The organism is Mesorhizobium sp. USDA 4775 (assembly GCF_054062655.1).
Window position 1 is genome coordinate 2,496,423 of record NZ_JBSSFM010000001.1, and the last position, 21,068, is coordinate 2,517,490.

Annotated in this window: 19 protein-coding genes; 6 read left to right on the forward strand and 13 right to left on the reverse strand. The window is 65.2% G+C overall.

The features are described from left to right. Positions 1–16 precede the first annotated feature (16 nt). Both ACVILI_RS11955 and ACVILI_RS11960 read left to right on the forward strand, forming a co-directional pair. Positions 17–919, forward strand: a complete 903-nt coding sequence (locus tag ACVILI_RS11955) for a LysR family transcriptional regulator (protein WP_038645109.1) — start codon at positions 17–19, stop codon at positions 917–919. 87 nt (positions 920–1,006) lie between these two features. Further along, positions 1,007–2,653, forward strand: a complete 1,647-nt coding sequence (locus tag ACVILI_RS11960) for an acetolactate synthase large subunit (protein ID WP_019856719.1) — start codon at positions 1,007–1,009, stop codon at positions 2,651–2,653. Positions 2,654–2,697: 44 nt separating this feature from the next. On the opposite strand, the gene ACVILI_RS11965 is transcribed toward ACVILI_RS11960, so the two are convergent. From ACVILI_RS11965 to ACVILI_RS12000, 8 genes are all read right to left on the reverse strand, one after another. Next, positions 2,698–3,867, reverse strand: a complete 1,170-nt coding sequence (locus ACVILI_RS11965) for a substrate-binding protein (RefSeq protein WP_038645111.1) — start codon at positions 3,865–3,867, stop codon at positions 2,698–2,700. Between the two features lie 80 nt (positions 3,868–3,947). Continuing rightward, entirely contained in the window at positions 3,948–4,649 is a 702-nt protein-coding gene (locus ACVILI_RS11970; protein WP_019856721.1) for an ABC transporter ATP-binding protein, read from the reverse strand. Between the two features lie 2 nt (positions 4,650–4,651). Beyond that, on the reverse strand, positions 4,652–5,356 hold the full coding sequence (locus ACVILI_RS11975; protein ID WP_019856722.1) for an ATP-binding cassette domain-containing protein: 705 nt from the start codon (positions 5,354–5,356) through the stop codon (positions 4,652–4,654). Beyond that, positions 5,353–6,339: a branched-chain amino acid ABC transporter permease gene (locus ACVILI_RS11980; RefSeq protein WP_038645113.1), complete on the reverse strand. Its 987-nt coding sequence runs from the start codon at positions 6,337–6,339 to the stop codon at positions 5,353–5,355. The genes ACVILI_RS11975 and ACVILI_RS11980 overlap by 4 nt, the downstream gene beginning before the upstream one ends. Beyond that, a complete protein-coding gene (urtB, locus tag ACVILI_RS11985; RefSeq protein ID WP_240564874.1) occupies positions 6,336–7,253 on the reverse strand; it encodes an urea ABC transporter permease subunit UrtB in 918 nt (305 codons plus the stop codon). The genes ACVILI_RS11980 and urtB overlap by 4 nt, the downstream gene beginning before the upstream one ends. Continuing rightward, positions 7,198–8,319, reverse strand: coding sequence for a class II histone deacetylase (locus ACVILI_RS11990; RefSeq protein WP_038645114.1), 1,122 nt, complete (start codon positions 8,317–8,319; stop codon positions 7,198–7,200). Before ACVILI_RS11990 ends, urtB begins: the two co-directional genes overlap by 56 nt. A gap of 83 nt (positions 8,320–8,402) precedes the next feature. Next, positions 8,403–11,117, reverse strand: a complete 2,715-nt coding sequence (locus tag ACVILI_RS11995; RefSeq protein ID WP_240564876.1) for a LuxR C-terminal-related transcriptional regulator — start codon at positions 11,115–11,117, stop codon at positions 8,403–8,405. Further along, entirely contained in the window at positions 11,114–11,761 is a 648-nt protein-coding gene (locus tag ACVILI_RS12000; protein WP_167626451.1) for a GNAT family N-acetyltransferase, read from the reverse strand. Before ACVILI_RS12000 ends, ACVILI_RS11995 begins: the two co-directional genes overlap by 4 nt. A 177-nt stretch (positions 11,762–11,938) precedes the next feature. On the opposite strand from ACVILI_RS12000, the gene ACVILI_RS12005 reads away from it, so the two are divergent. The 4 genes from ACVILI_RS12005 to ACVILI_RS12020 all read left to right on the forward strand — a co-directional run bounded on the left by ACVILI_RS12005 (position 11,939) and on the right by ACVILI_RS12020 (position 16,273). Further along, positions 11,939–13,240, forward strand: coding sequence for an ArgE/DapE family deacylase (locus tag ACVILI_RS12005; RefSeq protein WP_038645119.1), 1,302 nt, complete (start codon positions 11,939–11,941; stop codon positions 13,238–13,240). Positions 13,241–13,372: 132 nt separating this feature from the next. Beyond that, entirely contained in the window at positions 13,373–14,296 is a 924-nt protein-coding gene (locus tag ACVILI_RS12010; RefSeq protein WP_457102451.1) for a phosphotransferase, read from the forward strand. Beyond that, positions 14,297–15,607, forward strand: coding sequence for an aspartate aminotransferase family protein (locus ACVILI_RS12015; RefSeq protein ID WP_019856729.1), 1,311 nt, complete (start codon positions 14,297–14,299; stop codon positions 15,605–15,607). A gap of 9 nt (positions 15,608–15,616) precedes the next feature. Next, entirely contained in the window at positions 15,617–16,273 is a 657-nt protein-coding gene (locus ACVILI_RS12020) for a GntR family transcriptional regulator (protein WP_019856730.1), read from the forward strand. Between the two features lie 21 nt (positions 16,274–16,294). Here ACVILI_RS12020 and ACVILI_RS12025 read toward each other — a convergent pair whose 3' ends face one another. From ACVILI_RS12025 to ACVILI_RS12045, 5 genes are read right to left on the reverse strand one after another with little or no spacing between them, the layout of a single operon-like run. Further along, positions 16,295–17,599, reverse strand: coding sequence for an NAD(P)/FAD-dependent oxidoreductase (locus ACVILI_RS12025; RefSeq protein ID WP_240564877.1), 1,305 nt, complete (start codon positions 17,597–17,599; stop codon positions 16,295–16,297). Further along, entirely contained in the window at positions 17,596–18,579 is a 984-nt protein-coding gene (locus ACVILI_RS12030) for a branched-chain amino acid ABC transporter permease (protein ID WP_019856732.1), read from the reverse strand. Before ACVILI_RS12030 ends, ACVILI_RS12025 begins: the two co-directional genes overlap by 4 nt. After that, entirely contained in the window at positions 18,576–19,484 is a 909-nt protein-coding gene (locus tag ACVILI_RS12035; protein WP_019856733.1) for a branched-chain amino acid ABC transporter permease, read from the reverse strand. Before ACVILI_RS12035 ends, ACVILI_RS12030 begins: the two co-directional genes overlap by 4 nt. Further along, positions 19,481–20,230 carry an ABC transporter ATP-binding protein gene (locus ACVILI_RS12040; RefSeq protein WP_019856734.1) on the reverse strand — a complete coding sequence of 250 codons (750 nt, stop codon included), beginning with the start codon at positions 20,228–20,230 and terminating at the stop codon, positions 19,481–19,483. Before ACVILI_RS12040 ends, ACVILI_RS12035 begins: the two co-directional genes overlap by 4 nt. Then, the gene (locus ACVILI_RS12045) at positions 20,227–21,027 is read right to left on the reverse strand and encodes an ABC transporter ATP-binding protein (RefSeq protein WP_038645128.1); all 801 of its coding nucleotides are present in this window, start codon (positions 21,025–21,027) and stop codon (positions 20,227–20,229) included. Before ACVILI_RS12045 ends, ACVILI_RS12040 begins: the two co-directional genes overlap by 4 nt. Positions 21,028–21,068: the final 41 nt, after the last annotated feature.

Consider the following 21,068-nt stretch of genomic DNA (forward strand, 5'->3'; position numbering starts at 1 on the left):
ACCAGAGGTTTCGAATATGGATAGGCTCGAGAGCATGGCCGTGTTCGTCAAGGCGGTCGACCTTGGCTCGTTCGCGGCTGCGGCGGTGGCGCTCGACCTGTCCGGGCCGATGGTGGGCAAGCATGTCCGCTCTCTCGAAGAGCGGCTCGGCGTACGCCTCATCAACCGCACCACGCGCCGCCAGAGCCTGACTGATTTCGGCCGCGCCTATTACGAACGCTGCCGCATCGTGCTGGCCGAGGCGAAAGCCGCCGATGCGCTGGCCGCCGACCAGTTTTCGGAACCGAGAGGCAGACTGCGCGTGACCATGCCGGCGCATTTCGGCCGCCACTGCGTCACCCCCGTGTTGCTGAAGCTGGCGCGGCACTATCCGATGCTGGAACTCGATCTGTCGCTCAGCGACCGCTTCGCCGATCTCGCGGAGGACGGCTTTGACCTTGCCATCCGCACCGGCGATCTTGAGGACAAGGCCGGCGTGATCGCGCGCCGCGTTGCACGCCAGGGCATGGTTGTCTGTGCCGCGCCTGCCTATCTCGGAATCCATGGCGAACCGCGGCGGATCGAAGATCTCGCCGACCATCAGGCAATCGTCTATCGCCGGCTCGGCCAGGTCGTTCAGCCCTGGCTGTTTGCGCGTGAAGGGCAATCCGTACAGGAGATCATCCCCAGCGGTCGGCTGCGGCTCGACGATCTCGACGCCATCGCCGATGCAGCGGCCGAAGGCATGGGGCTGGCGTGGCTACCGTGGTGGCTGGTCCGCGAGCGCATAGAGGCCGGTGCGTTGGTCGCGCTGTTGCCGGACCAGCCGCACTATCTCTACGACTGCCATGCGCTCTGGCTGCAGACGCCGCATCTGCCGCTCAAGGTTAGGCTCGCCATCGATGCGCTGGCAGCCGCCCTGCCGAAACTGATGGGCTGATCGCCGAGAGCAGGCTTGCGCTCTTTGAGGCGCCGCTTACCAATGCCATATGAAGGCGGAACGTGCGCATTGCAGGAGAGGCGGTTCATGACCAAAGGTTCGGATCTGTTCGTGGCGGCCCTCGAGAATGAAGGGGTCGACCGGATTTTCGGCATTCCCGGCGAGGAGAATCTCGACATCGTCGAATCGATCCGCCGCTCGTCGATCCAGCTGATCTTGACCCGACATGAGCAGGCCGCTGCTTTCATGGCTGCCACTTATGGCAGGCTCACCGGCAAGGCGGGCGTGTGCATCACCACGCTTGGCCCCGGGGCGCTCAATCTGACGACCGGGGCGGCCTATGCGCTGCTCGGCGCGATGCCGATGATCATGATCACCGGCCAGAAAGGCATATTGTCATCACGGCAGGCGCGCTTCCAGATCGTCGACATCGTCGCGGCGATGAAGCCGCTGACCAAGCTGTCGCGCCAGATCGTCTCGCCCAAGATGATCCCCTCGCTGGTGCGCGAGGCCTTCCGCGTTGCCCAGGAAGAGCGGCCCGGCCCGGTGCATCTGGAACTGCCGGAAGACATCGCGGCGGCCGAGTGCGAGCCGGTGGCGCTGGTGCCGACGCATCCGGTCGAGCTGCCGCTGGCCAGCGCGGACGCGCTCGATCGCGCCGCCCGCATGATCATGGAGGCCAAGCGTCCGCTGCTGATGTTCGGCGCGGCGGCGTCGAGGCCGCGTGTGACACCCGATGTCGCCCAGTTCGTGCTGCGCACGCAAATACCCTATTTCACCACGCAGATGGGCAAGGGCACGGTGCCCGGCGGCACCGAACTCTATATGGGAACGGCGGCACTGTCGGAGCGCGACTATGTGCACGAGGCCATCGAACAGGCCGATCTGATCATCACCATCGGCCACGACACGGTTGAGAAGCCGCCCTTCATCATGGGCGCCAACGGGCCGAAGGTCATCCATGTCGGCTACCACTCGGCCGATGTCGAGCAGGTCTATTTCCCGCAGGCCGAGATCGTCGGCGACCTTGGCCCGTCGCTGGCGCTCCTGGCGGACCGCATCGAGGGCAAGATCCCCAACGCACAGGCGCTGCTGCCACTCAGGGAAGGCATTTTGAGCCGGATCGCGGCGCGCGCCACCGAAGACCGCTTCACGCCGCAGCGCATCGTGCATGATGTGCGTGCCGTAATGCCGGCGGACGGAATCCTCGCCCTCGACAACGGCATGTACAAGATCTGGTTCGCGCGCAACTACCGCACGCGCATGGCAAACACGCTGCTGCTCGACAATGCGCTGGCCACGATGGGCGCCGGCCTGCCGTCGGCGATGATGGCGTCACTGCTCTATCCCACGCGCCGTGTCATGGCCATTTGCGGCGATGGTGGCTTCATGATGAACAGCCAGGAACTGGAGACCGCCGTCAGGCTGAAGCTCAACCTCGTCATCCTGCTGCTCGAAGACCATGCCTATGGCATGATCCGCTGGAAGCAGGCGGTCGACGAATTCCCGGATTTCGGCATGACCTTCGGCAATCCCGATTTCGTCAAATACGCCGAGGCCTATGGCGCCAAGGGAACCAGGGTTATGGAGATCGCCGATTTGCGGCCGGCGCTGGAGCGGGCCTTCACCGGCGGCGGCGTGCATCTCGTCGTCGTGCCCATCGACTATTCCGAAAACACCAGGGTGCTTGTCGACGAATTACGCGAGCGGCTGCCGGCGCCGCGGACGCCGTGACGGCGGCCGAAAAGCCGCCGTCAGGACCTCTCGGGTGTAAGATCCTACACCTTGCAGTAAGGCGTGACCGGCGTGATGGCGCCGAAATCCTTAGCGATCTCGTAGCTGACGCCGTCCGCCGCCGCCTTGCCGACATAGGAATGGCAGAGCGTGTGGTTGTTGGAGGCATCGACGCGGATCTTGCCTTGCGGCGCGTCGAACTCGATGGTGGGCAATGCCTTGAGCACATCGTCATCCCTGAGTGACCCGGCCTTCTCGGCGGCCAGCGCATAGAGATGCAGGCCGTTGTAGCCGGCCTCACCGATGCCGTTGACCATCTTCTCCTGGCCGAACTTTTCGCGGAAGCTTGCGATGAACTTCTTGTTGACCGGATTGTCGAGCGCCATCCAGTAAGGCTGCGGCGCATAGGTGCCGGCGGCGACGCCGGGCGGCAGCGCGTCCTTGTTGAAAACCTCGTCGAGCGGCGCGATCAGCGGCTGCTTGATGTCGAAAGAGCGATATTGCTTGAGCTGCGTGACGGCATCGTTGCCGACCACCATCGACCAGACGACATCGGGCTTCAGCGATTTGATCTTCTGGAAAGCCGGGCCGAAATCCGTGGTGCCGAACGGATAGTAGTCGGCGCCGATGATCTTGCCGCCGGCCTTCTCATAGGCCGCCGTGATCGCCTCGGTCATCTTCTGCGGCCAGGCGTAGTCCGAGGCCATGACATAGATCGTCTTACCGAGATTCTCGGCCACCCACGGCATCATCGGGTCGACCTGCTGCATCGGGATCGGCCCGGTGGCGACGAAGTAGCGGTTGCATTCGCCGCCCTCGAAATTGGTCGGGTAGAAGAACAGCTTCTTGGCTTTCGAGGTCACCGACAGCGTCGCGCTGCGCTCGGGCGAAATGATCGTGCCCATGACCACGTCGACCTTGTCTTCGTTGATGAGCTTGCGCGCCTTGTCGATCGAGCCCTTGGTCGTCGTCTGGTTGTCCTCGATGAACAGTTCGACCTGGCGACCGCCAATGCCGTTGGCGGCATTGAGCTCGGCGGCGGCGAGCTTGTAGCAATTGAGCAGCGTCTCACCGAGGATCGCCTGCAGTCCGGTGATCGGGATCGACAGGCCGACCTTGACGGTATCGGCGGCGCGCAGGATCGACGGCGCGCCGACCATGGCGAAGGCGGCGGCTGCGCCGCCGGCTTTCAGTATCGTTCTTCTGCTTATCATTGTTATGTTCCCTTCCAGTCCAGGCACGCCCCATGCACGCCTTACAAAGTCAGCAGGTCCAGATGCGCTTCGGGCGCGCCTCATAGGGCCAACAGGTCCTTCAGCAGGCTCTCGTCGGCGAACGCCTCCGGCGTGCCCTCGTGCACGATCCTGCCCTTTTCCATCACCAGGCAGCGGTCGGCCGCCTTCAGAACGAGATCGAGATTCTGCTCGACCAGAACGATCGCGATGCCGCGCTCGCGGGCGATGCGCGGCACCAGCTCGGCGATCGACTGCACGATGTTCGGCTGGATGCCTTCCGAGGGTTCGTCGAGCAGCAGCACCGACGGCAGGCCGCATAGCGCGCGGCCGATCGCCAGCATCTGCTGCTGGCCGCCCGACAGCGTGCCGGCGATTTGCGCCTCGCGTTCGCGCAGGATCGGAAAATAGCCGAAGATGTCGTCAGGAATGCCGCCGTCGCCACGGTCCATGGCTGCGCGCGTGCCGACCTCCAAATTCTGCCGCACGGTCAGCTGGTTGAAGATGCCGCGGCCCTGCGGCACATGCGCTATGCCCGCCCGCGCCCGGCGGAAGGCCGCCGCGTCGGTAAGGTCCTGATCGCCGAGAACAACCGCGCCGCCGCTCGCCTTCAGGCCACCGGCGATGACGCGCAGCAGCGTCGTCTTGCCGGCGCCATTGCGGCCAAGCAGGCCGACGACTTCACCCGGTGCCACGCTGAGATCGATGCCGTTCAGCACAGGGAGCAGGCCGTAGCCGGCCGAGACCGCGAGTGTCCGCAGCATGGTCAGCGCCTCCCCAGATAGACATCGCGGACCATTTCGTCGGCCTCGATGTCGTGGAAAGGACCGCTGCGCAGCCGGCGTCCCTGGTGCAGCACCAGCGTCTCGCAGTTCAGCGCCCGCACGAAGCGGATGTCGTGCTCGACAGCGACGATCGAGAACTCGCCCTTGAGCCGCAGCAGCATCTGCGCGGTCGCCAGCGTTTCCTGCGGCGTCATGCCGGCGGTCGGCTCGTCGAGCAGCAGCAGCCTTGGCTCGATCGCCAATGCCATGCCGATCTCCAGCCATTGCTTCTGGCCGTGCGCCAGTTCGCCGGCCAGCGTGGCCGCGCGGCTGCCAAGCGCGACCAGGTCCAGCAGCTCACCGACCGGACGCACCGGCGACGAGGTGCCCCACCGTGCGACCTTGAGATTGTCCTCGACCGAGAGGCTCGGAAAGACCGACGGGATCTGGAATTTTCGGGCGATGCCGAGCCGGGCGATGCGGTGCAGCGGCAGGCCGGCAATGTCGTGGCCGAGGAAGCGCACGCTGCCGCTGGTCGGGCGAAGTGTGCCGGTCAAAAGGTTGAGGAAGGTGCTCTTGCCGGCGCCGTTCGGCCCGATGATGCAGCAGAGCTCCCTGTCGCGCACCGTCAGGTTCAACCCTTCCAGCGCTTGCAGCCCGCCAAAGCGTATGCCGACATTCTCGGCCTGAAGCAGCACGTCGCTCATTGCGCTTGCCTCCGGCCCTTGAACAGGCTCTTCAGCCGCGCATAGATCGACAGGATGCCGTCCGGCAGCACGAAGACGATGACGACGAAGACGCAGCCGAGCAAAAGCGGCCACAGGCTCGGGTTGAAGCTGCTGATCGTCTGCTGCGCGCGCTGTATGGCGATGGCGCCCAGGACCGGACCAAGCAGCGTGCCGCGCCCGCCAACCGCTACCCAGACGATGACTTCCGTCGACAGCAGCAGCCCGGACAGGTCGGGTGCCACCAACCCGGCCATGCAGACATAGAGCGCGCCGGCGAGCCCGGCGATCGCCGCGGACAGGACGAAGGTGACGAGTAGCCTCAGCGGCGCATTGTGGCCAAGGGCGGCCGCCCGGACTTCATTGTCCTGGATGGCGGTCAGCACGGTGCCCCAGCGACCTCTGCTGAGCGACCACAGCACCAGCACGACCACCGCAACGATGGACGCGACGAAGATGTAACTCGGCAGATCCTGGCTGAGATCGACATGTATTTCGCCAAGATCGAAGGCGATCGACGGAATGCCGATCAGGCCGCTGTCGCCACCGGTGACCGAGCTCCAGGAGACGGCGGCCTGCTGGCAGATGACGCCCATGGCAAGCGTCACGATGGTGAAGTAGCTGCCGCGGATGCCGCCGAAGAACAGGAAGTAGCCGATGATGGCGGCGACGAAGGCAGCACCCGCAATCGCGCCCAGGATGCCGAGCAGGCTGCCCAAGGGGATGGCGTCGTTGAGCGTGACCAGCGCCATGATGTAGCCACCAATGCCGAAGAAGGCGGCGTGGCCGAAACACAGGATGCCGGTGCGGCCCCAGAAGAAGTCGAGGCTCGCCGCGAACAGACCGAAGATCAGCGCGTCGCGGATCACCGTCAGCTGGTAGCCGTCGGCGATGAACGGATAGACGACGGCGAGCGCCGCGCAGACGGCGAAGATCAGCAGCCAGTTGCGGTCGCGGGCGATCATCGCGACGCTCCGTTGAACAGGCCGTTGGGCCGCAGCCGCACGGCGACGATTGCCGCCAGCAGCACGATCGCCTGCGCCAGCGATGGCGAGATCTGGTAGTTGAGCACACTGGTCAGCCCGCCGACGAAGACACTGCCGGCGACGAGACCGCCGATCGAGCCGACGCCGCCGACAATCACGACGAAGAAGGCATTGGCGAGGTAGTTCACCCCCATCTGCGGCAGCACGATCGCCAGCGGTGCGACCAGGCCGCCGGCGAGCCCGGCGATCGCCGCGCCAAAGGTGAAGGCGATGGCGTAGGTGCGCCGCGTGTTGATGCCGACGCCTTCGGCCATTTCGCGGTTCTGGATGACGGTGCGGATGTCGAGGCCGAACGACGTCCGGCTGATCAGCAGCACGACACCGAGCAAGGTTAGCATGGCGATGGCGATCAGGATCAGCCGATAGGCGGGATAGACGGTGAAGAACAGGTCGAACGTGCCCTCGATCGGCGGCGTCACCGGCTTGGCGCCGAGGCCAAAGGTCAGTTCCAGCCCCTGCTGCAGGATCAGGCTGACGCCCCAGGTGGCAAGCACGGTCGAGACCGGCCGCGAATAGAGATGGCGGATGATGGCGAACTCCAGGATGCAGCCGACCACCGCGCCGGCGATGGGTGCGGCGGCCAGCCCCAGCCAGAACGAGCCGCCCACGCTCTGGACGAAATAGACCGCGAAGGCGCCGACAGTGACGAATTCGCCATGCGCCAGATTGGTCACGTTCATCAGGCCGAAGCTGATCGCCAGCCCGAGCCCGACCAGCATCAGGATGCTGATCAGCGTCAGCGCGTTGAGGAGCGTGGTGACGATAAAATCCATCGTGTCAGGCAGCACTTGCGAGGCGTTGGCGCAGGCCTGCGAGCAGGCCTTCGGCCGCATCGATCACCGCAGCCTGATGCGGCTGCAAGTCCTGCCCGGCCCATTCGTCGATATGGTCCGACAGCGGATCGATCACTTCGGTGCGGTGATTGGCGAGTGTCTCGATGACGGCATGGCCGCAGAACGGCACATAGCCTTCGGAATAGCCGCCTTCATGGGTCATCATCAGTCGGCCCTTCGATGTCTCGGCTGCCAGCGCCACCATGCGCGCGGCAAGGCGCCGGAAGCATTCGCTGTTAAGCATCATGCGGCCGAGCGGATCGAAGCCCGACGCGTCGAAGCCGGAGGCAACAATGACGAGATCCGGTTTGTAGGCGCGCAGCGCGGGGGCGACGATGCGGTCGAAGGTGGCTTCATAGGCGCCGGTGCCGCTGCCGGCCGGCAGCGGTATGTTGATGTTGTAGCCTTCGCCTTCGCCCTTGCCATTGTCGGCCATCGCGCCGCGCCCGGTCGGATAGAGATTGTCCTGGTGCAGGGAAATGGTCAGCACCGACGGATCGGAATAAAACACCGTCTCGGTGCCGTTGCCATGATGCACGTCCCAGTCGACTATCGCCGCGCGGCCAAGCAGGCCTTCATGCTGCAGCCGGCGCACGGCAATGCCGATGTTGGAGAACAGGCAGTTGCCCATTGCTTGGTCGGGCTCGGCATGATGCCCCGGTGGCCGCGCCAGCGCATAGGCGTTGTCGACACGGCCGGTCAGCACCGCGCGCATCGCGGCATAGGTGGTGCCGGCCGAGAGCAGGGCGATGTCGAAACTGTTGAGGCCGATCGGTGCCTGGGGGCCGGCGAAGCCGCAGCCGCGTTCGCTGAGCATGCGGATGTCGTCGACATGGCGCTGCGTGTGGACGCGCAGCAGGTCCTCGACCGTCACCGGCTCGGCAAGGATCGGCACCAGATGGCGCGCCAGGCCACTGACCTGGATAAGGTTGTTCAGCCGGCGCTTCGACCCCGGCGATTCCAGGTGCCGTCCCGGTTCCACGAAACGGCCGGGAGGCATCATGTCGGCGCTGGGGCCGGTGTCATGCCACATCAGCTGTTCGTGAAAAACGTAACCTGTCGCCATAAGCAGCGTCCTCTAAAATCTGGACGACGCTAGCAGGCTAAAGATCCCATGGCCCGACCCGAAAGAGGGGGCACGCGGGATGTCTATGCCCCTCCTTTCGGAGGGGGGCGGAGGTTTGCGGCCGCCTGCGCGGCACGCACAGCCTGGACGCGGTTCGAGACCGAGAGCTTGCCGAAAATGTTCTTCAAATGCCATTTCACCGTCGTTTCGCTGACCGAAAGCGCGACCGCGATATCGCGGTTGGACATGCCTTCCGACAGGCAACGCAGCAGCTCGGACTCGCGCTGGGTGAGATGTTCCTTCTCGGCTGCAGGGGCGGCCAATTTGCGCGTCGCCATGGGCATCGTCTGCGCGGCATCGATAATACGCGTCGCATAGGCCGACAGGGACGGGTCGGTCTTTGCCTGCGCCGCGCGCAATCGCATCAACGCTTCGACCACGGGCCTGCCCTCGTCGACGAAGGAACGGATGAAGCCGGAAGGCTGGGCAAGGCGTAGCGCTTCGAGGAGATGACGGTCGGCCTCGCGCTGGTCATGGCCGGCGGCCTTGGCGCGCAGGATCAGCGCCAGTATGTGGCGGCGCATGCGCCCGCTGCTTTTCGTCCGCTCCAGCAGCGCGCCGAAAAGTGCCGTGGCCGCCGCGTAGGATTTTTCGGCCGTCAGCAGCCGGCCTTCGGCGAAGAACTCGAATTCGTTGGCGACGGTAGGGGCGGTTTCAGTGCTTTCGCGGCGATGATCGTCGAGCAGGCCGCGTGCCTCGGCGACACGGTTCTGGTCGATGAGCAGCCGGATGCGATCATGCACCAGCACCGACGCGAGGCGGCGGTAGACCGAGCCGCGCACGCGCTGGTAGACGCGCTCCAGCATGTCGAGTGCCGCGTCGCCGCGACCGGTCAGCTGCAGCACGCGGGCATAGGTCGGCACGCTGGCCAGCGGATAGACGATGACCGCGGCGCCTTCGATCAGCGGCCCGAGATTCTCGACCAGCGTCAGCGCCTCGCCGGATGCGTTGGTCTCATAGGCGAGTTCGGCCAGCAGCGTTCCGGCAAGGGCCTCGGCATAGGAGTTTGCGCCGATCCGCGTCCTGGCCTCGATGATCGTGTTGCGCAGCAGCCTTTCGGCGGCGGGCAGGTGGCCGGCCGAGCGTTCGATGACCGCCATGTAGCAATTGGCGATGGTGACGCCGAGCAGGCTGCCGCTTCGCTCATGCGCCTTGCGTGCCGCGTCCGCCGCCGCCCGCGCCCCCTCGAGGTCGCCCAGCGCATAGAGATTGTAGCCGATGACATTGGCGGTCGCCCCTTCCATGAACCAGGCATCGGGCGCGATGATGCGCAGGGCGGACAGTGCGGTGTCGCGCGCGTCCTCGAACCGCTCCAGCGTGCTGTGCACGGCGGCATCGAGGACGGCGATTTCGGCCTCGATCGTGGTGCCGGTCAGCGTGCCCGGATCCTTGCCGTCGGCCGGCCCGGTCTCGATCAGCTTGCGCGCATTGGCAAGTGTCTGCTGGGCAATCTCGGGCTGGCTTGAGTGCACCGCCAGCCACAGCACGATGAGCTGCAGCCGGATGCGCTGGTCGACCAGTTTCCTCGGCAACAGCGCCAGCAATTGGCGCACATAAAGCAGCTGGCACTGGGCGATGAGCTCGAGCGCGTTGTTCTCGACGAACACCGCTGCGCGGGCCTGGTCGCCGGCGGCGAGCGCATGCCCGATCGCCTCGGTCAGCATCTTGCGTTCGCCGAACCATTCGGCGGCGGCCAGGTGCAGCGGTGCGATCATCTCCGGCTCGCGCCGCTCCATTTCGCGGCTGAGGAAGTCATGGAACAGATGATGATAGCGGAACCAGCGCCGCTCCTCATCGAGCGGCACGAGGAAAAGATTGCGGGTCTCGATCTCGGTGATATCGGCCTCGGCATCCGCCGCCCGCAGGACCGCCCGGCACGCTTCGGCGCTGAAGCGCGCGAAGATCGAACTGTGGAGCAGGAACTTCGCCAGGGCCGGCGGCAGCCCCAGGAAGACTTCGCCCATCAGGAAATCGGCGACGTTGCGGTTGGCGCCGGTGAAATTGCCGATAACGGTTTCCGGTGCATGCGCGGCGCTGAGCGACAGCGAGGCGAGTTGCAGGCCGGCGGCCCAGCCCTCGGTCCGCGAGCACAAGGCCTCGACGGTACCGCTGCTGACGCTGAGGCCCAATTTGTCATTGAAGAAGGCTTCGGCTTCGGACGAGGCGAAGCGCAGATCGTCCGGGCCGATTTCGAAAACGTCGCCAAGCACTCTGAGCTTGCCGAGCTGCAGGTCGGGCAGGTTGCGCGAGCCGATGACGAAGGCGATGTTGGCGGGCGCCTGCCGCGTCAGGCGTTCCATGAAGCGCTTCACCGCCGCCGCCTCGATGACGTGGTAGTCGTCGAAGAACAGGGTGATTTCGGCGTCGCGCGCCGCAAAACCCATCACCAGTGCCGCGAGCACCACGTCGAGCTGGGGGATAGGGCTCGACTGGAAGGCGAGGTCGAGTTCGGCCGGGTTCTGGACCAGGTGGCGCAGCGCGCCCACCAGATGCGACAGGAAGGCGCCTTCGTCATTATCCGTCGCCTCGCAGGACAGCCATGCCGTCAAACGGCCGTGGCGCGCGACCTCGGCCGCCCATTGCGCCATCGTCGTCGACTTGCCGAAGCCGGCGGGCGCCGCGAACAGCACGATGCGCGTGTCGACATGCCGCTCCAGCCTCGACAGGATGCTCTCGCGCCGCACCCACCGGCGATGGTGAGACGATGACAGGCCGGCGGGTTGCGAAGATGGTCTCATCTGGCGACGGGCACCCATTCCGTTTCGATCAACGGGATTTGCGGGGCGGCATCGCGCGGCAGGGTTCCCTTGATCCGGGGATCGTCGGTGATTTCGAAACCGGTCGCATAGGGCTTAAACCCGCAAGCCTGGTAGAAACCGATGACGCTGTGATGGTCGATGCTGCTGGTGTGCAGCCAGATGCGTCCCGGCGCGAGGCGCCATGCCTGATCGAGCGCGCCAGCCATCAGCCGTTTGCCGAGGCCACGACCGGTCAAGCCGGGGAACAGGCCGAAATAGGTGATCTCGATCTCGTTGTCGTCGGCCATGCGGAACTCGACCATGCCGACATGGCCGCCACTCTCATCACGGCCATAATAGAGATGCTGGCACGGATCGGCGAAATGCGCTGATATTTCGGCATCCGACATTTCGGCGGCGCGGTCCCACAGCCAGGGAGCACCGATCTTGAGGAAGATCGCGCGGTAGGCGGCGCTGTCGGGTTTGGCGATCCGGGTCATCGCCAGGGGCTGGGCGAAACCCGGCACCGGGGCGCGCGCCTCCATCCACGTCACCGCATTGACGATCTTGCCGGCCGGCACGCGCCGGTAGCCTGACGTGAGATCGGTGATTTCATCCGGCAATGCGCCTTCGGTGACCAGCATCTGTCCTCGAACTCTGCCAAGCGGTTTCGCCAGCATGCAGTAAGCTGATGCCAACTCTGCGCCCGCCTGCCAAGAGCTTCCCGGGTTGGGCCATAGTTTTGGCCCGACCTGTCTCCTTGCCTTTCCACGATATGGCATATGAGATATGATACACCATTCACGAGAAAGCGAAATATTATGCCTGAGCGGATTGCCGACGAAGCCATTTTGCGCGCGATCGATAACGGCTTCGCGCGGCAAGTCGCGTTCCTGGCGGACCTCGTGCGCTTTCCATCCCAGCGCGGCGAGGAACACGCCGCGCAATCCTTCATGGCGGCCGCTTATGAGGCCGATGGCTACGCTGTCGATATGTGGCGCGTCGATGTCGACGCGATCCGTAACCTGCCTGGGTTTTCACCGGTTGCGGTCTCCTACGACGATGCTTTCAATGTCGTCGCTACCCACACGCCGAGAAACGCCACCGGCCGCTCGCTGATCCTCAACGGCCATATCGATGTGGTGCCGACGGGGCCGCTCGACCGCTGGGTGCGCGACCCCTACGATCCGGCCATCGAAGACGGCTGGATGCATGGTCGCGGCGCCGGCGACATGAAAGCCGGCCTGTCGGCCTGTCTCTACGCGCTCGCCGCCTTGCGCAGCCTCGGCTATCAGCCGGCCGCGAATGTTTACCTCCAGTCGGTGGTCGAGGAAGAGTGCACCGGCAATGGCGCGCTCGCCTGCCTGCAACGCGGCTATCGCGCCGACGCCGCCTTCATTCCCGAGCCCCTGGAACCGCGCTTAATGCGGGCGCAGGTGGGGCCGATCTGGTTCAGGGTCGAGGTCGACGGCGATCCGCAGCATGCGTCGGGCGCTTTCTCGGCCGGCGCCAATGCCATCGAAAAGGCCTTTCTCATCATCCAGGCGCTGAAGCAGCTCGAAATCGTGTGGAACGCGCGCAAGGTCGATGACAAGCATTTCTGCGATCACCCGCACCCGATCCGCTTCAACCTCGGCAAGATCGAGGGCGGCGAATGGACATCGAGCGTTCCGGCACGCTGCGTCTTCGAGATGCGGGTCGCGACCTATCCCGGGCAGAAGCTCGAGGATGCCAGGGCCGAGCTCGAAGCCTGCATCGCAGATGCGGCCCGTGCCGATCCCTTCCTGGCCAATCGTCCGCCCAAGATGACCTACAACGGCTTCATGGCCGAGGGCTATGTTTTGGAGGGCGCCGACGAGATGGAAGCCGTGCTGCGCCGCAGCCATACCGCCGTGTGGGGCGAGCCGCTGACGGAGCATGTCACCTCGGCGACCACGGATGCGCGCTTCTTCGGCCTCTACGCCGACACGCCGGCGATCGTCTATGGCCCGATCTGCCGCATGCCGCATGGCTATGACGAGGCCGTCGATCTGGACTCGGTGCGCAAGGTCACCCAGACCATAGCGCTGTTCATCGCCGACTGGTGTGGTCTCGAGCCGATCGATCCGGAGATGAGCTCATGAATGCGGCTGTGCCTGACGCTTTTGGCGAAACGCTGGCGCAGGATGCGCCTGACGTTTCGATCGCCGATGCGCTTGCCATCTTGCGCCGGCACTACGGCCTCACCGGCAGCGCGCGGCCGTTGCCGGGCGAACGTGACCACAATTTCCACATCCATACCGACGGCGAGGGCGAGTTCGTCCTCAAGATTTCCCATCCGGGCGGAGGAAGCCGGCTTCACCGATTTCCAGAACAAGGCGCTCGACCACATCCTTGCTGTCGACCCGACCTTGCCGGTTCCTTCGGTGCGCAAGAGCCTTGAGGGCGACGCGCAGTTCACGGTCAGCGCCGGCGGATCGGCGCCGCGCATCATCCGGCTGGTCACCTATCTGCCCGGCCAGTTGCTGTCGCGCTGCCCCACGTCGGCGGCGCAGGATCGCAATCTCGGCATTTTCCTCGCCCGGCTTGGCCGGGCTCTGCGCGGCTTCTTCCATCCGGCCGCCGGCAGCGACCTGCTCTGGGACATCCGCAAGGTCGCCAAGACGCGGCCGATGCTGGCGTTTATCGCCGATGCCGGCCACCGCGCCATGGTCGAGCGCGTCATCGATGCCTTCGAGGCGCGTACGGCGCCGGTCATTCCGAGCCTGCGCGCCCAAATCGTCCACAACGACATGAACTCCTACAATGTGGTGATGGATGCCTCGCGGCCGGAAATGGTCAGCGGCATCCTCGATTTCGGCGACATGATTCATTCGCCGCTGATCTGCGATCTCGCCATCGGCGCCGTCTACCGCTGGCCTGCTGAAGGCCATCCGCTGGCGCCGGCGGCGCGCTTCGTCGCCGGCTACCAGTCGGTGCTGGCATTGGAGGCCGAAGAGATCGGCATCCTTTTCGATCTGATCCGTGCTCGCCTGGCGCTCATCGCCAACATCGCCAACTGGCAGGCGGAACGGTTCCCGGCCAAGCGCGACTATGTGCTGCGCCTCATCACCGAGGTCTGGGCGTCACTCGAACGACTGGACGGGCTGTCGTCCGATGAGGCCCGCCGTTATTTTCTCGACCATTCCAATCCGGAGTAGATGCCCGTGTCCCAGTCTTCGCCATATCCCGCAAATACCGACTCGACAGCATCCGAGCAGGCCCTGCTCGAACGCCGCGCCAGGCTGCTTGGGCCGACCTATCGCGCCTTCTACCGCAACCCGATCCATCTGGTGCGCGGCAGCGGCGTCTGGCTCTACGATGCGACAGGTCGCAAATTCCTCGACGCCTACAACAACGTCGCCTCGGTCGGGCACTGCCATCCGCGCGTCGTCGAGGCGCTGTCGGGACAGGCCGCAACGCTCAACACCCATACCCGCTACTTGAGCGAGATCATCCTCGATTATGCGGAAAAACTGCTCGGCACGGTTCCCTCCCATCTCGGCCATGCCATGTTCACCTGCACCGGCAGCGAGGCCAACGACCTCGCCATCCGCATCGCCCAGCATTCGAGCGGCGGCACCGGCGTCATCATCACCGATTTCGCTTATCACGGCGCCACGATCGCTACCGCGCAGCTGTCGCCTGCGGCGGTCGGCGCGAAGGGCGTGCCCGCGCACCATCGGACCGTGGCCGCGCCGGACACGTTCCGCGACCACGGCCGCGCCGCGAAGGACTTCGCCAGAAATGTCGCCGCCGCCATCGAGGACATGCGTGCGCAGAATATTCGTCCGGCGGCGCTGCTGCTTGACTCCGCCTTTTCCAGCGACGGCATTTTCTTTCCCGACGCGGCTGTCCTGCGCGAGGCGGCGGATCACGTCAGGAAGGCCGGCGGCATCGTCATATCAGATGAGGTCCAGTCCGGCTTCGGCCGCCTTGGCCAGGGCATGTGGGGTTTTGCCAATTATGGCATCGAGCCCGACATCGTCACCATGGGCAAGCCGATCGGCGACGGGCATCCGATGGGTGCGGTGCTGGTGCGCCCGCGGCTTGTCTCGTCCTTCGGCTCCAACACCGGTTATTTCAACACCTTCGGCGGCAATCCGGTCGCGGCCGCCGTCGGCATCGCGGTTCTGGACGTGATCGAAGGCGAGGGGCTGATCGAGAACGCGCGCAATGTCGGCGCCTATACGGCTGATCTGCTGCGGGCGCTGCAGGGCCGGCACGGCATGGTCGGTGACGTCAGGCACAACGGCCTCTATTTCGGCGTCGAGTTGACAGCGGATGGCGACGAAGCGCTGGCCGCCAGCAAGACGTCTTCTGTCGTCGAAGCCATGCGCGAGAATGGCGTGCTGATCTCGTCCTGCGGTCCGCGCGGCAATGTGCTGAAGATCAGGCCGCCGCTGCCCTTTGCCAGGGACAATGCCGAGCAACTGGCCGAGACGCTCGATCGCGCTTTGTCAAACTGGTGATCGGAACGCATGCTGAAGCTCGAACATCAAACCCTCAACGACCGCGCCTATGGCGCGCTCAAGCAGGAATTGATTTCAGGCGGTTTCAGCCCGGGCCAGACGCTGGTCATCCGCAAGCTTGCCGAGACCTTCGGCATCTCGACGACGCCGATCCGTGAGGCGCTGCAAAGGCTGGTCGCCGAGCGGCTGCTCGAGATGCAGAACAACCGCTCTGTTATCGTGCCCTTGCTGTCGGCCCCGGCCTTCGAGGAATTGACCCATATCCGCATTGCCGTCGAAGGGCTGGCGGGTGAGATGGCCGCCACGCGGATGAGCGAAAGCGGGCTGGTCGAGATAAAGGCGACGCTCGCCGGCATGCAGCGCGCGATCGAGGCCGGCGACGCCAGAGGCTATCTCGCGCTGAACGAGGCGTTTCACTTTGCCATCTACCAGCATGCCGGCGCGCCGATCCTGTTGAACATGATCCGCGATCTCTGGGGCCGCGTCGGGCCCTATCTGAAGCTGCTGATGCAGGCCGACCGCTATATTCCGCAGTCGAACGACGCGCATCGCGGGATTGTCGCGGCGTTGGAGCAGCGCGATGGCCCTGCTGTCCGAGTCTCCCTTGAACAGGACATCGCCGTGGCGGCCGCGGTTCTCTCCGAAAATCTTCGCACGACGACCTGATCGGACGGCGGCTGGATCAGCCTACGCTGTCTCGTCTAGCCGGTCGCGCAGCATGCTCCAGCCAAGCAGCATGTTGGGCGCGTGCCGCAGCAGCGCGTGGAAGGGGATCGGCGCCGGCGGTGCGAACGGCAGCGGCAAATCACGCACCTCGGTTCCGGCGGCCCAGTCGGCCAGCACTTTGCCCATCGCCGTCGTCATGGCGATGCCGCGCCCGTTGCAGGCGCGGCCGGCGATCAGCCCTGGCCCCAGATCCAGGAGGTGCGGCAGGAAATCCGGCTCGACCGCGGCCATTCCTGACCAGCCATAGGCAAGCGGTGGCAGGTCCGGCAGGTCGAGATGGCTGGCCAGCCGCCGCCAGATCGTGTGCGGCACGCGTGTGTCGGCGCCGGCGCTCAGAATATGCATGCCGCCGCTGATCAGCCGATTGTCGGCATCGAAGCGGAAGGTGAAGAGATTGCGCCTGGTGTCGCCCACGCCCTGCCCGCCGGGAAGCAAACGCGTCCGCACGTCGCGCGGCAAAGGCTCTGTCGCGATCTGGAAAATCTTCAGCGGAAAATAGCTTCGTTGCAGCAGCGGATTGAGCGATCCGCCATAGGCGTTGGTGGCGATCAGCACCTTGCCGGCACGCGCCGAACCCGATGGCGTTTTCAGCGACCAGCCATCGACCACGCGATCGACCGAGGTAACCGGCGTGCGCTCGAAGATCTTGGCGCCAGCCTTCTGCGCCGCACCGGCCAGTCCATTCGCGTAGGCGACCGGATTGAGCACGCCGCCCGAACGGTCCATCCAGCCGCCGACATAGCCGCGTGCGCCCGTCAGCGCCTCGACGTCTTGCCGATCCAACGTGACAGCCGGTCGGTTACGCCACGCCCATTGCCCGGCGCGCGATTTGACCTTCTCGAGGGCGGCAGGCGAATGTGCAGGTTGGATCCATCCGTTCTGCACGGCGTCGGAGTCGATGCCGTGCCGTTTGATCAGGCCGAAGACCAGGTCGGCACTGCCGGCGGCAAAGTCGATCAGGCGTTCGCCGCGCTCCGGGCCGAGATGCGCGACGATGCTGTCAGGGTCCATCTTGGCGAAGTTCGGCACGACGAAACCGGCATTCCTCCCGGTCGCGCCCCAGGCGATGATTTCGGCTTCGAGAACAGCCACGGAGATGCCTTTTTCAGCGGCGTGCAGCGCGGTCGACAGGCCGGCAAATCCACCGCCGACGATGGCCAGATCGACATCCAGCCTGCCTTGCAGCGCCGGCCGTTCCCGGCGATTGCGGCTGACGGCATGCCAGAGCGAAGCGCCACGCGCTTCCTGCCCGATCGCAGCGGTCATGATCCAAAACTGCTCTTGATCGCCGCCGCTTTTTCTCGCTTGCCGAAGCGTGGGCGACGCGGCCTGTCGCCGAACAGACCGTTCGGCCGGATCAGCAGGATGACGCAGAGCATGACGCCGATAGCGACGATCTGCAGCGAGGCCGCACGCGCCTGCTGCTCGGGCGCGAACAGAACGCTGGTCAATGTGCCCGACCCCGCCCATATCCCCCAGACAAGGATGCTGCCGATGACGGCGCCGAGATTGCTGCCCGAGCCGCCGACGATCAGCATCACCCAGACCTGGAAGGTCAGGATCGGCAAATAATTGTCCGGTGCGATGAAGCCGGTGAAATGCGCCTGCAACGCGCCGGCCAGCGCCATGATCGCGCCGCCGACGGCAAAGGCCTGGACGCGGTAGAAGCGCGCGCTCTTGCCCAGCGAGATCGCCGCCCGCTCATCCTCGCGCAAGGCCTTCAGCACGCGTCCCCAGGGGCTGCGCGACAGATGCTCCAGAGCGAGATAGGCGATCAGCGTGACCGCGCCGACGACGGCGAGGTTGGACAGGTTGAACAGCAGCGGCGTCTCCGCAAGGCTGCCGAAGGGACGCGGAATGAAGCCGATGCCGAACGGCCCGCCGGTCAGCTTCTGCGCATTGAGCGCGACCAGTTGCACGACGACGGCGACGCCGAATGTGGTGATCGCCAGATAGTCGGATCTCAGCCGCAGTGTCGCCATGCCGGTCAGTGCAGCGGCAATGCCGCCGACGACCATGGCACCCGCCCAGCCGACAAGGATCGGCAGGGCGAAGCCACCAAGTCGCGCAGCATCGTCCGGCGTGGTCAGCAAGGCCGAGGTGTAGGCACCAATGGCGACGAAACCGGCGAGGCCGACATTGAACAGGCCGGTCAGCCCCCACTGCAGATTGAGCCCGAGCGTGACCAGCGAAAAGATCAGCGCGGTGGTCAGGAAGAAGGCGCCGTAGCCGATAAGATCGATCATCTTTCCCGAACTCCGAAAAGGCCGATCGGCCGCACGAACAGCACCGCCATCAGGATGATGAAGGAGACGGCGGCGCGCCATTCGGCGCCGATCAGCTGCACCGCGCCGGCTTCGGCGAGCCCGATGATCAGCCCGCCGAGCACCGCACCCGGAATGCTGCCGATGCCGCCGAGGATGGCGGCGGCGAACATCGGCAACAGCATGTCGAAACCCATGAACGGGCGGATCTGCACCAGGATGCCGATCATCACGCCGGCGACGCAGGCAAGCGCGCCGCCGATGATCCAGGTGACGCGCACGACGCCGGCGACGTCGATGCCGACGATGCGGGCAAGCGCCGCATTCTGGCTGAGCGCCTGCATGGCGCGGCCGGTCTGCGTGCGCGTCATCAAAAGATGCACGCCGAGCACCAGCACCGCGGTCAGCAGCAGAAGTGCGATCTGATCGGGCGTGATGCGGATGCCGAAGCCGACCGGCATGGCGATCTGGATCGCCCTGCTGAAATAGGTCGGACGTGAGCTGAAGGTGAATTCGAGCAGGCTCCTCAGCGCCATCGAGGCGCCGAAGCTCGCCATCACCACGATGATCGCCTGGCCCTGCGAGCGCAGCCGCGAGAACAGCACTCTGTCGAGTAGCAGCGCCAGCAAGGCGGTGAAGGCCATGCCGACGACCAGCGCAACCAGGAGCGGCCAGCCGAAGGACAGCGGCGCGATGGGTGCTACCTTGCCGAAGGTGGCGCCAATGGCACTGACGACGGCCAAGGTCGCATAGGTGCCCCAGGCCATGAAGTCGCCATGAGCAAAATTGGAGAAGCGCAGGATCGAATAGGTCAGTGTCACGCCGATGGCGCCAAGGCCGATCATCGAACCCGTCAGCAATCCATCGACGACAAATTGCAGGCTCATGCCGCGCCTCCCTTGCTGGCGCGAGAGGGGCGCTGGCCGAGATAGAGTTCGGCGACGACAGGATCGTTCCACAGTTCGGAAGCGACGCCCTCGTGCCGATCCTTGCCCTCGACCAGCACATAGGCGCGGTCGCCGATGGCCAGTGCTGCCTTGGCATTTTGTTCGACCAGGAGGATGGTGACGCCGGACTTGCGGATGCCGGCCAGCATCTCGAACACCATCGACACGAATTTCGGCGACAGGCCGGCCGACGGCTCGTCGAGCACCAGGACCTTGGGATGCACGATCAGGGCGCGGGCGACCGCAAGCATTTGTCGCTGTCCGCCCGACAGATTGCCGGCGGCGGTGCGGCGCTGGCGCACGAGATCCGGGAAGGCCGCGTACATCTCGTCCATACGCGCTGGGATTTCACGCCGCTCGAGGATGCCGCAGGCGACTCTGAGATTGTCCTCGACCGACATCAGCGGAAAGATATTCTCGGTCTGCGGCACGAAGGCCAGGCCAAGCCGCACCATGGTATGGGCCGGTGCTGCGGTGATGTCCTTGCCGTCCAAGAACACCGTGCCGCCGGTGATCGGGACGAGGCCGGAGATCGCCTTGATGAAGCTCGATTTGCCGGCGCCGTTGGGGCCGAGGACGACGACGATCTCGCCTTTTCTGACAGTGATCGAGGCGCCGCGCACGATCGGCACGCCAGGCTCGTAGCCGGCTTCGAGATCGCGGACATCGAGGACGGCTTCGCTCATGCGGTGCCCCCGAGATAGGCCTCGATGACGCGCGGGTCGCGGGCGACCTCTTCCGCCGTGCCTTCGCTGAGCAGTTGCCCGCTCGCCATGACCAGCACGCGGTGACAGAGCCGCGTCACCATGTCGATATTGTGCTCGATCAGCAGGAAGGTGATGCCGCGCGCATTGATGTCGCGGATGCGGTCGATGATGACTTCCAGCAGCGTCGCGTTGACGCCGGCCGCCGGCTCGTCGAGCAGGATGATTGCCGGGTCGGCCATCATGACACGGGCGAGTTCGAGCAATTTGCGCTGGCCGCCGGACAGCACGCGCGCCGGCTCATGCGCCAGATGCGCGAGGGTCACCAGTTCCAAAAGGTCGAGCGCCTTTGCCCTGGCCGCTTTTTCCTGTGCCGCCACCCGCCATGGCGTGACGAAGTTGGCCAGCAGCTTTTCGCCGGCCTGGCCCTGTGCCGCCAGCATGATGTTTTCGATCAGCGTCAGATTGGGCAGCGGGCGGGGGATCTGGAAGGTACGGCCAAGGCCACGGCCGATACGCAGATGCGCGGCTTCGCCGGAGACGCGCGCACCGTTGAGCAGGATATCGCCGCTGGAAGGCAGAATACTGCCGGCCAGCAGGTCGAACATGGTCGTCTTGCCGGCGCCATTCGGTCCGATCAGGCCAAGGATTTCGCCGGCTTTGACGTCAAACGAGACATCGTTGACGGCGACAAGGCCGCCGAACCGCCTGACGATATGCCTCGCCGTCAGAGCCGGCGCACGGGTCTCCTTCCCCTGCCGTTCGGTTGCCTCGCTCATCAAACCCTCTGGCCGAAGACGGTCATCGCCATCTCCTGATT

Coding starts and splice junctions, on each gene's coding strand:
- ACVILI_RS12005 (WP_038645119.1), top strand. CDS start 11,939: ATGCCTGAGCGGATTGCCGACGAAGCCATTTTGCGCGCGATCGATAAC.
- ACVILI_RS12000 (WP_167626451.1), bottom strand. CDS start 11,761: ATGCTGGTCACCGAAGGCGCATTGCCGGATGAAATCACCGATCTCACG.
- ACVILI_RS12040 (WP_019856734.1), bottom strand. CDS start 20,230: ATGAGCGAAGCCGTCCTCGATGTCCGCGATCTCGAAGCCGGCTACGAG.
- ACVILI_RS12045 (WP_038645128.1), bottom strand. CDS start 21,027: ATGAGCGAGGCAACCGAACGGCAGGGGAAGGAGACCCGTGCGCCGGCT.
- ACVILI_RS11990 (WP_038645114.1), bottom strand. CDS start 8,319: ATGGCGACAGGTTACGTTTTTCACGAACAGCTGATGTGGCATGACACC.
- urtB (WP_240564874.1), bottom strand. CDS start 7,253: ATGCGGCCGAAGGCCTGCTCGCAGGCCTGCGCCAACGCCTCGCAAGTG.
- ACVILI_RS12020 (WP_019856730.1), top strand. CDS start 15,617: ATGCTGAAGCTCGAACATCAAACCCTCAACGACCGCGCCTATGGCGCG.
- ACVILI_RS12015 (WP_019856729.1), top strand. CDS start 14,297: ATGCCCGTGTCCCAGTCTTCGCCATATCCCGCAAATACCGACTCGACA.
- ACVILI_RS11975 (WP_019856722.1), bottom strand. CDS start 5,356: ATGAGCGACGTGCTGCTTCAGGCCGAGAATGTCGGCATACGCTTTGGC.
- ACVILI_RS11980 (WP_038645113.1), bottom strand. CDS start 6,339: ATGATCGCCCGCGACCGCAACTGGCTGCTGATCTTCGCCGTCTGCGCG.
- ACVILI_RS11965 (WP_038645111.1), bottom strand. CDS start 3,867: ATGATAAGCAGAAGAACGATACTGAAAGCCGGCGGCGCAGCCGCCGCC.
- ACVILI_RS11955 (WP_038645109.1), top strand. CDS start 17: ATGGATAGGCTCGAGAGCATGGCCGTGTTCGTCAAGGCGGTCGACCTT.
- ACVILI_RS11995 (WP_240564876.1), bottom strand. CDS start 11,117: ATGAGACCATCTTCGCAACCCGCCGGCCTGTCATCGTCTCACCATCGC.
- ACVILI_RS12030 (WP_019856732.1), bottom strand. CDS start 18,579: ATGATCGATCTTATCGGCTACGGCGCCTTCTTCCTGACCACCGCGCTG.
- ACVILI_RS12025 (WP_240564877.1), bottom strand. CDS start 17,599: ATGACCGCTGCGATCGGGCAGGAAGCGCGTGGCGCTTCGCTCTGGCAT.
- ACVILI_RS11970 (WP_019856721.1), bottom strand. CDS start 4,649: ATGCTGCGGACACTCGCGGTCTCGGCCGGCTACGGCCTGCTCCCTGTG.
- ACVILI_RS11960 (WP_019856719.1), top strand. CDS start 1,007: ATGACCAAAGGTTCGGATCTGTTCGTGGCGGCCCTCGAGAATGAAGGG.
- ACVILI_RS12035 (WP_019856733.1), bottom strand. CDS start 19,484: ATGAGCCTGCAATTTGTCGTCGATGGATTGCTGACGGGTTCGATGATC.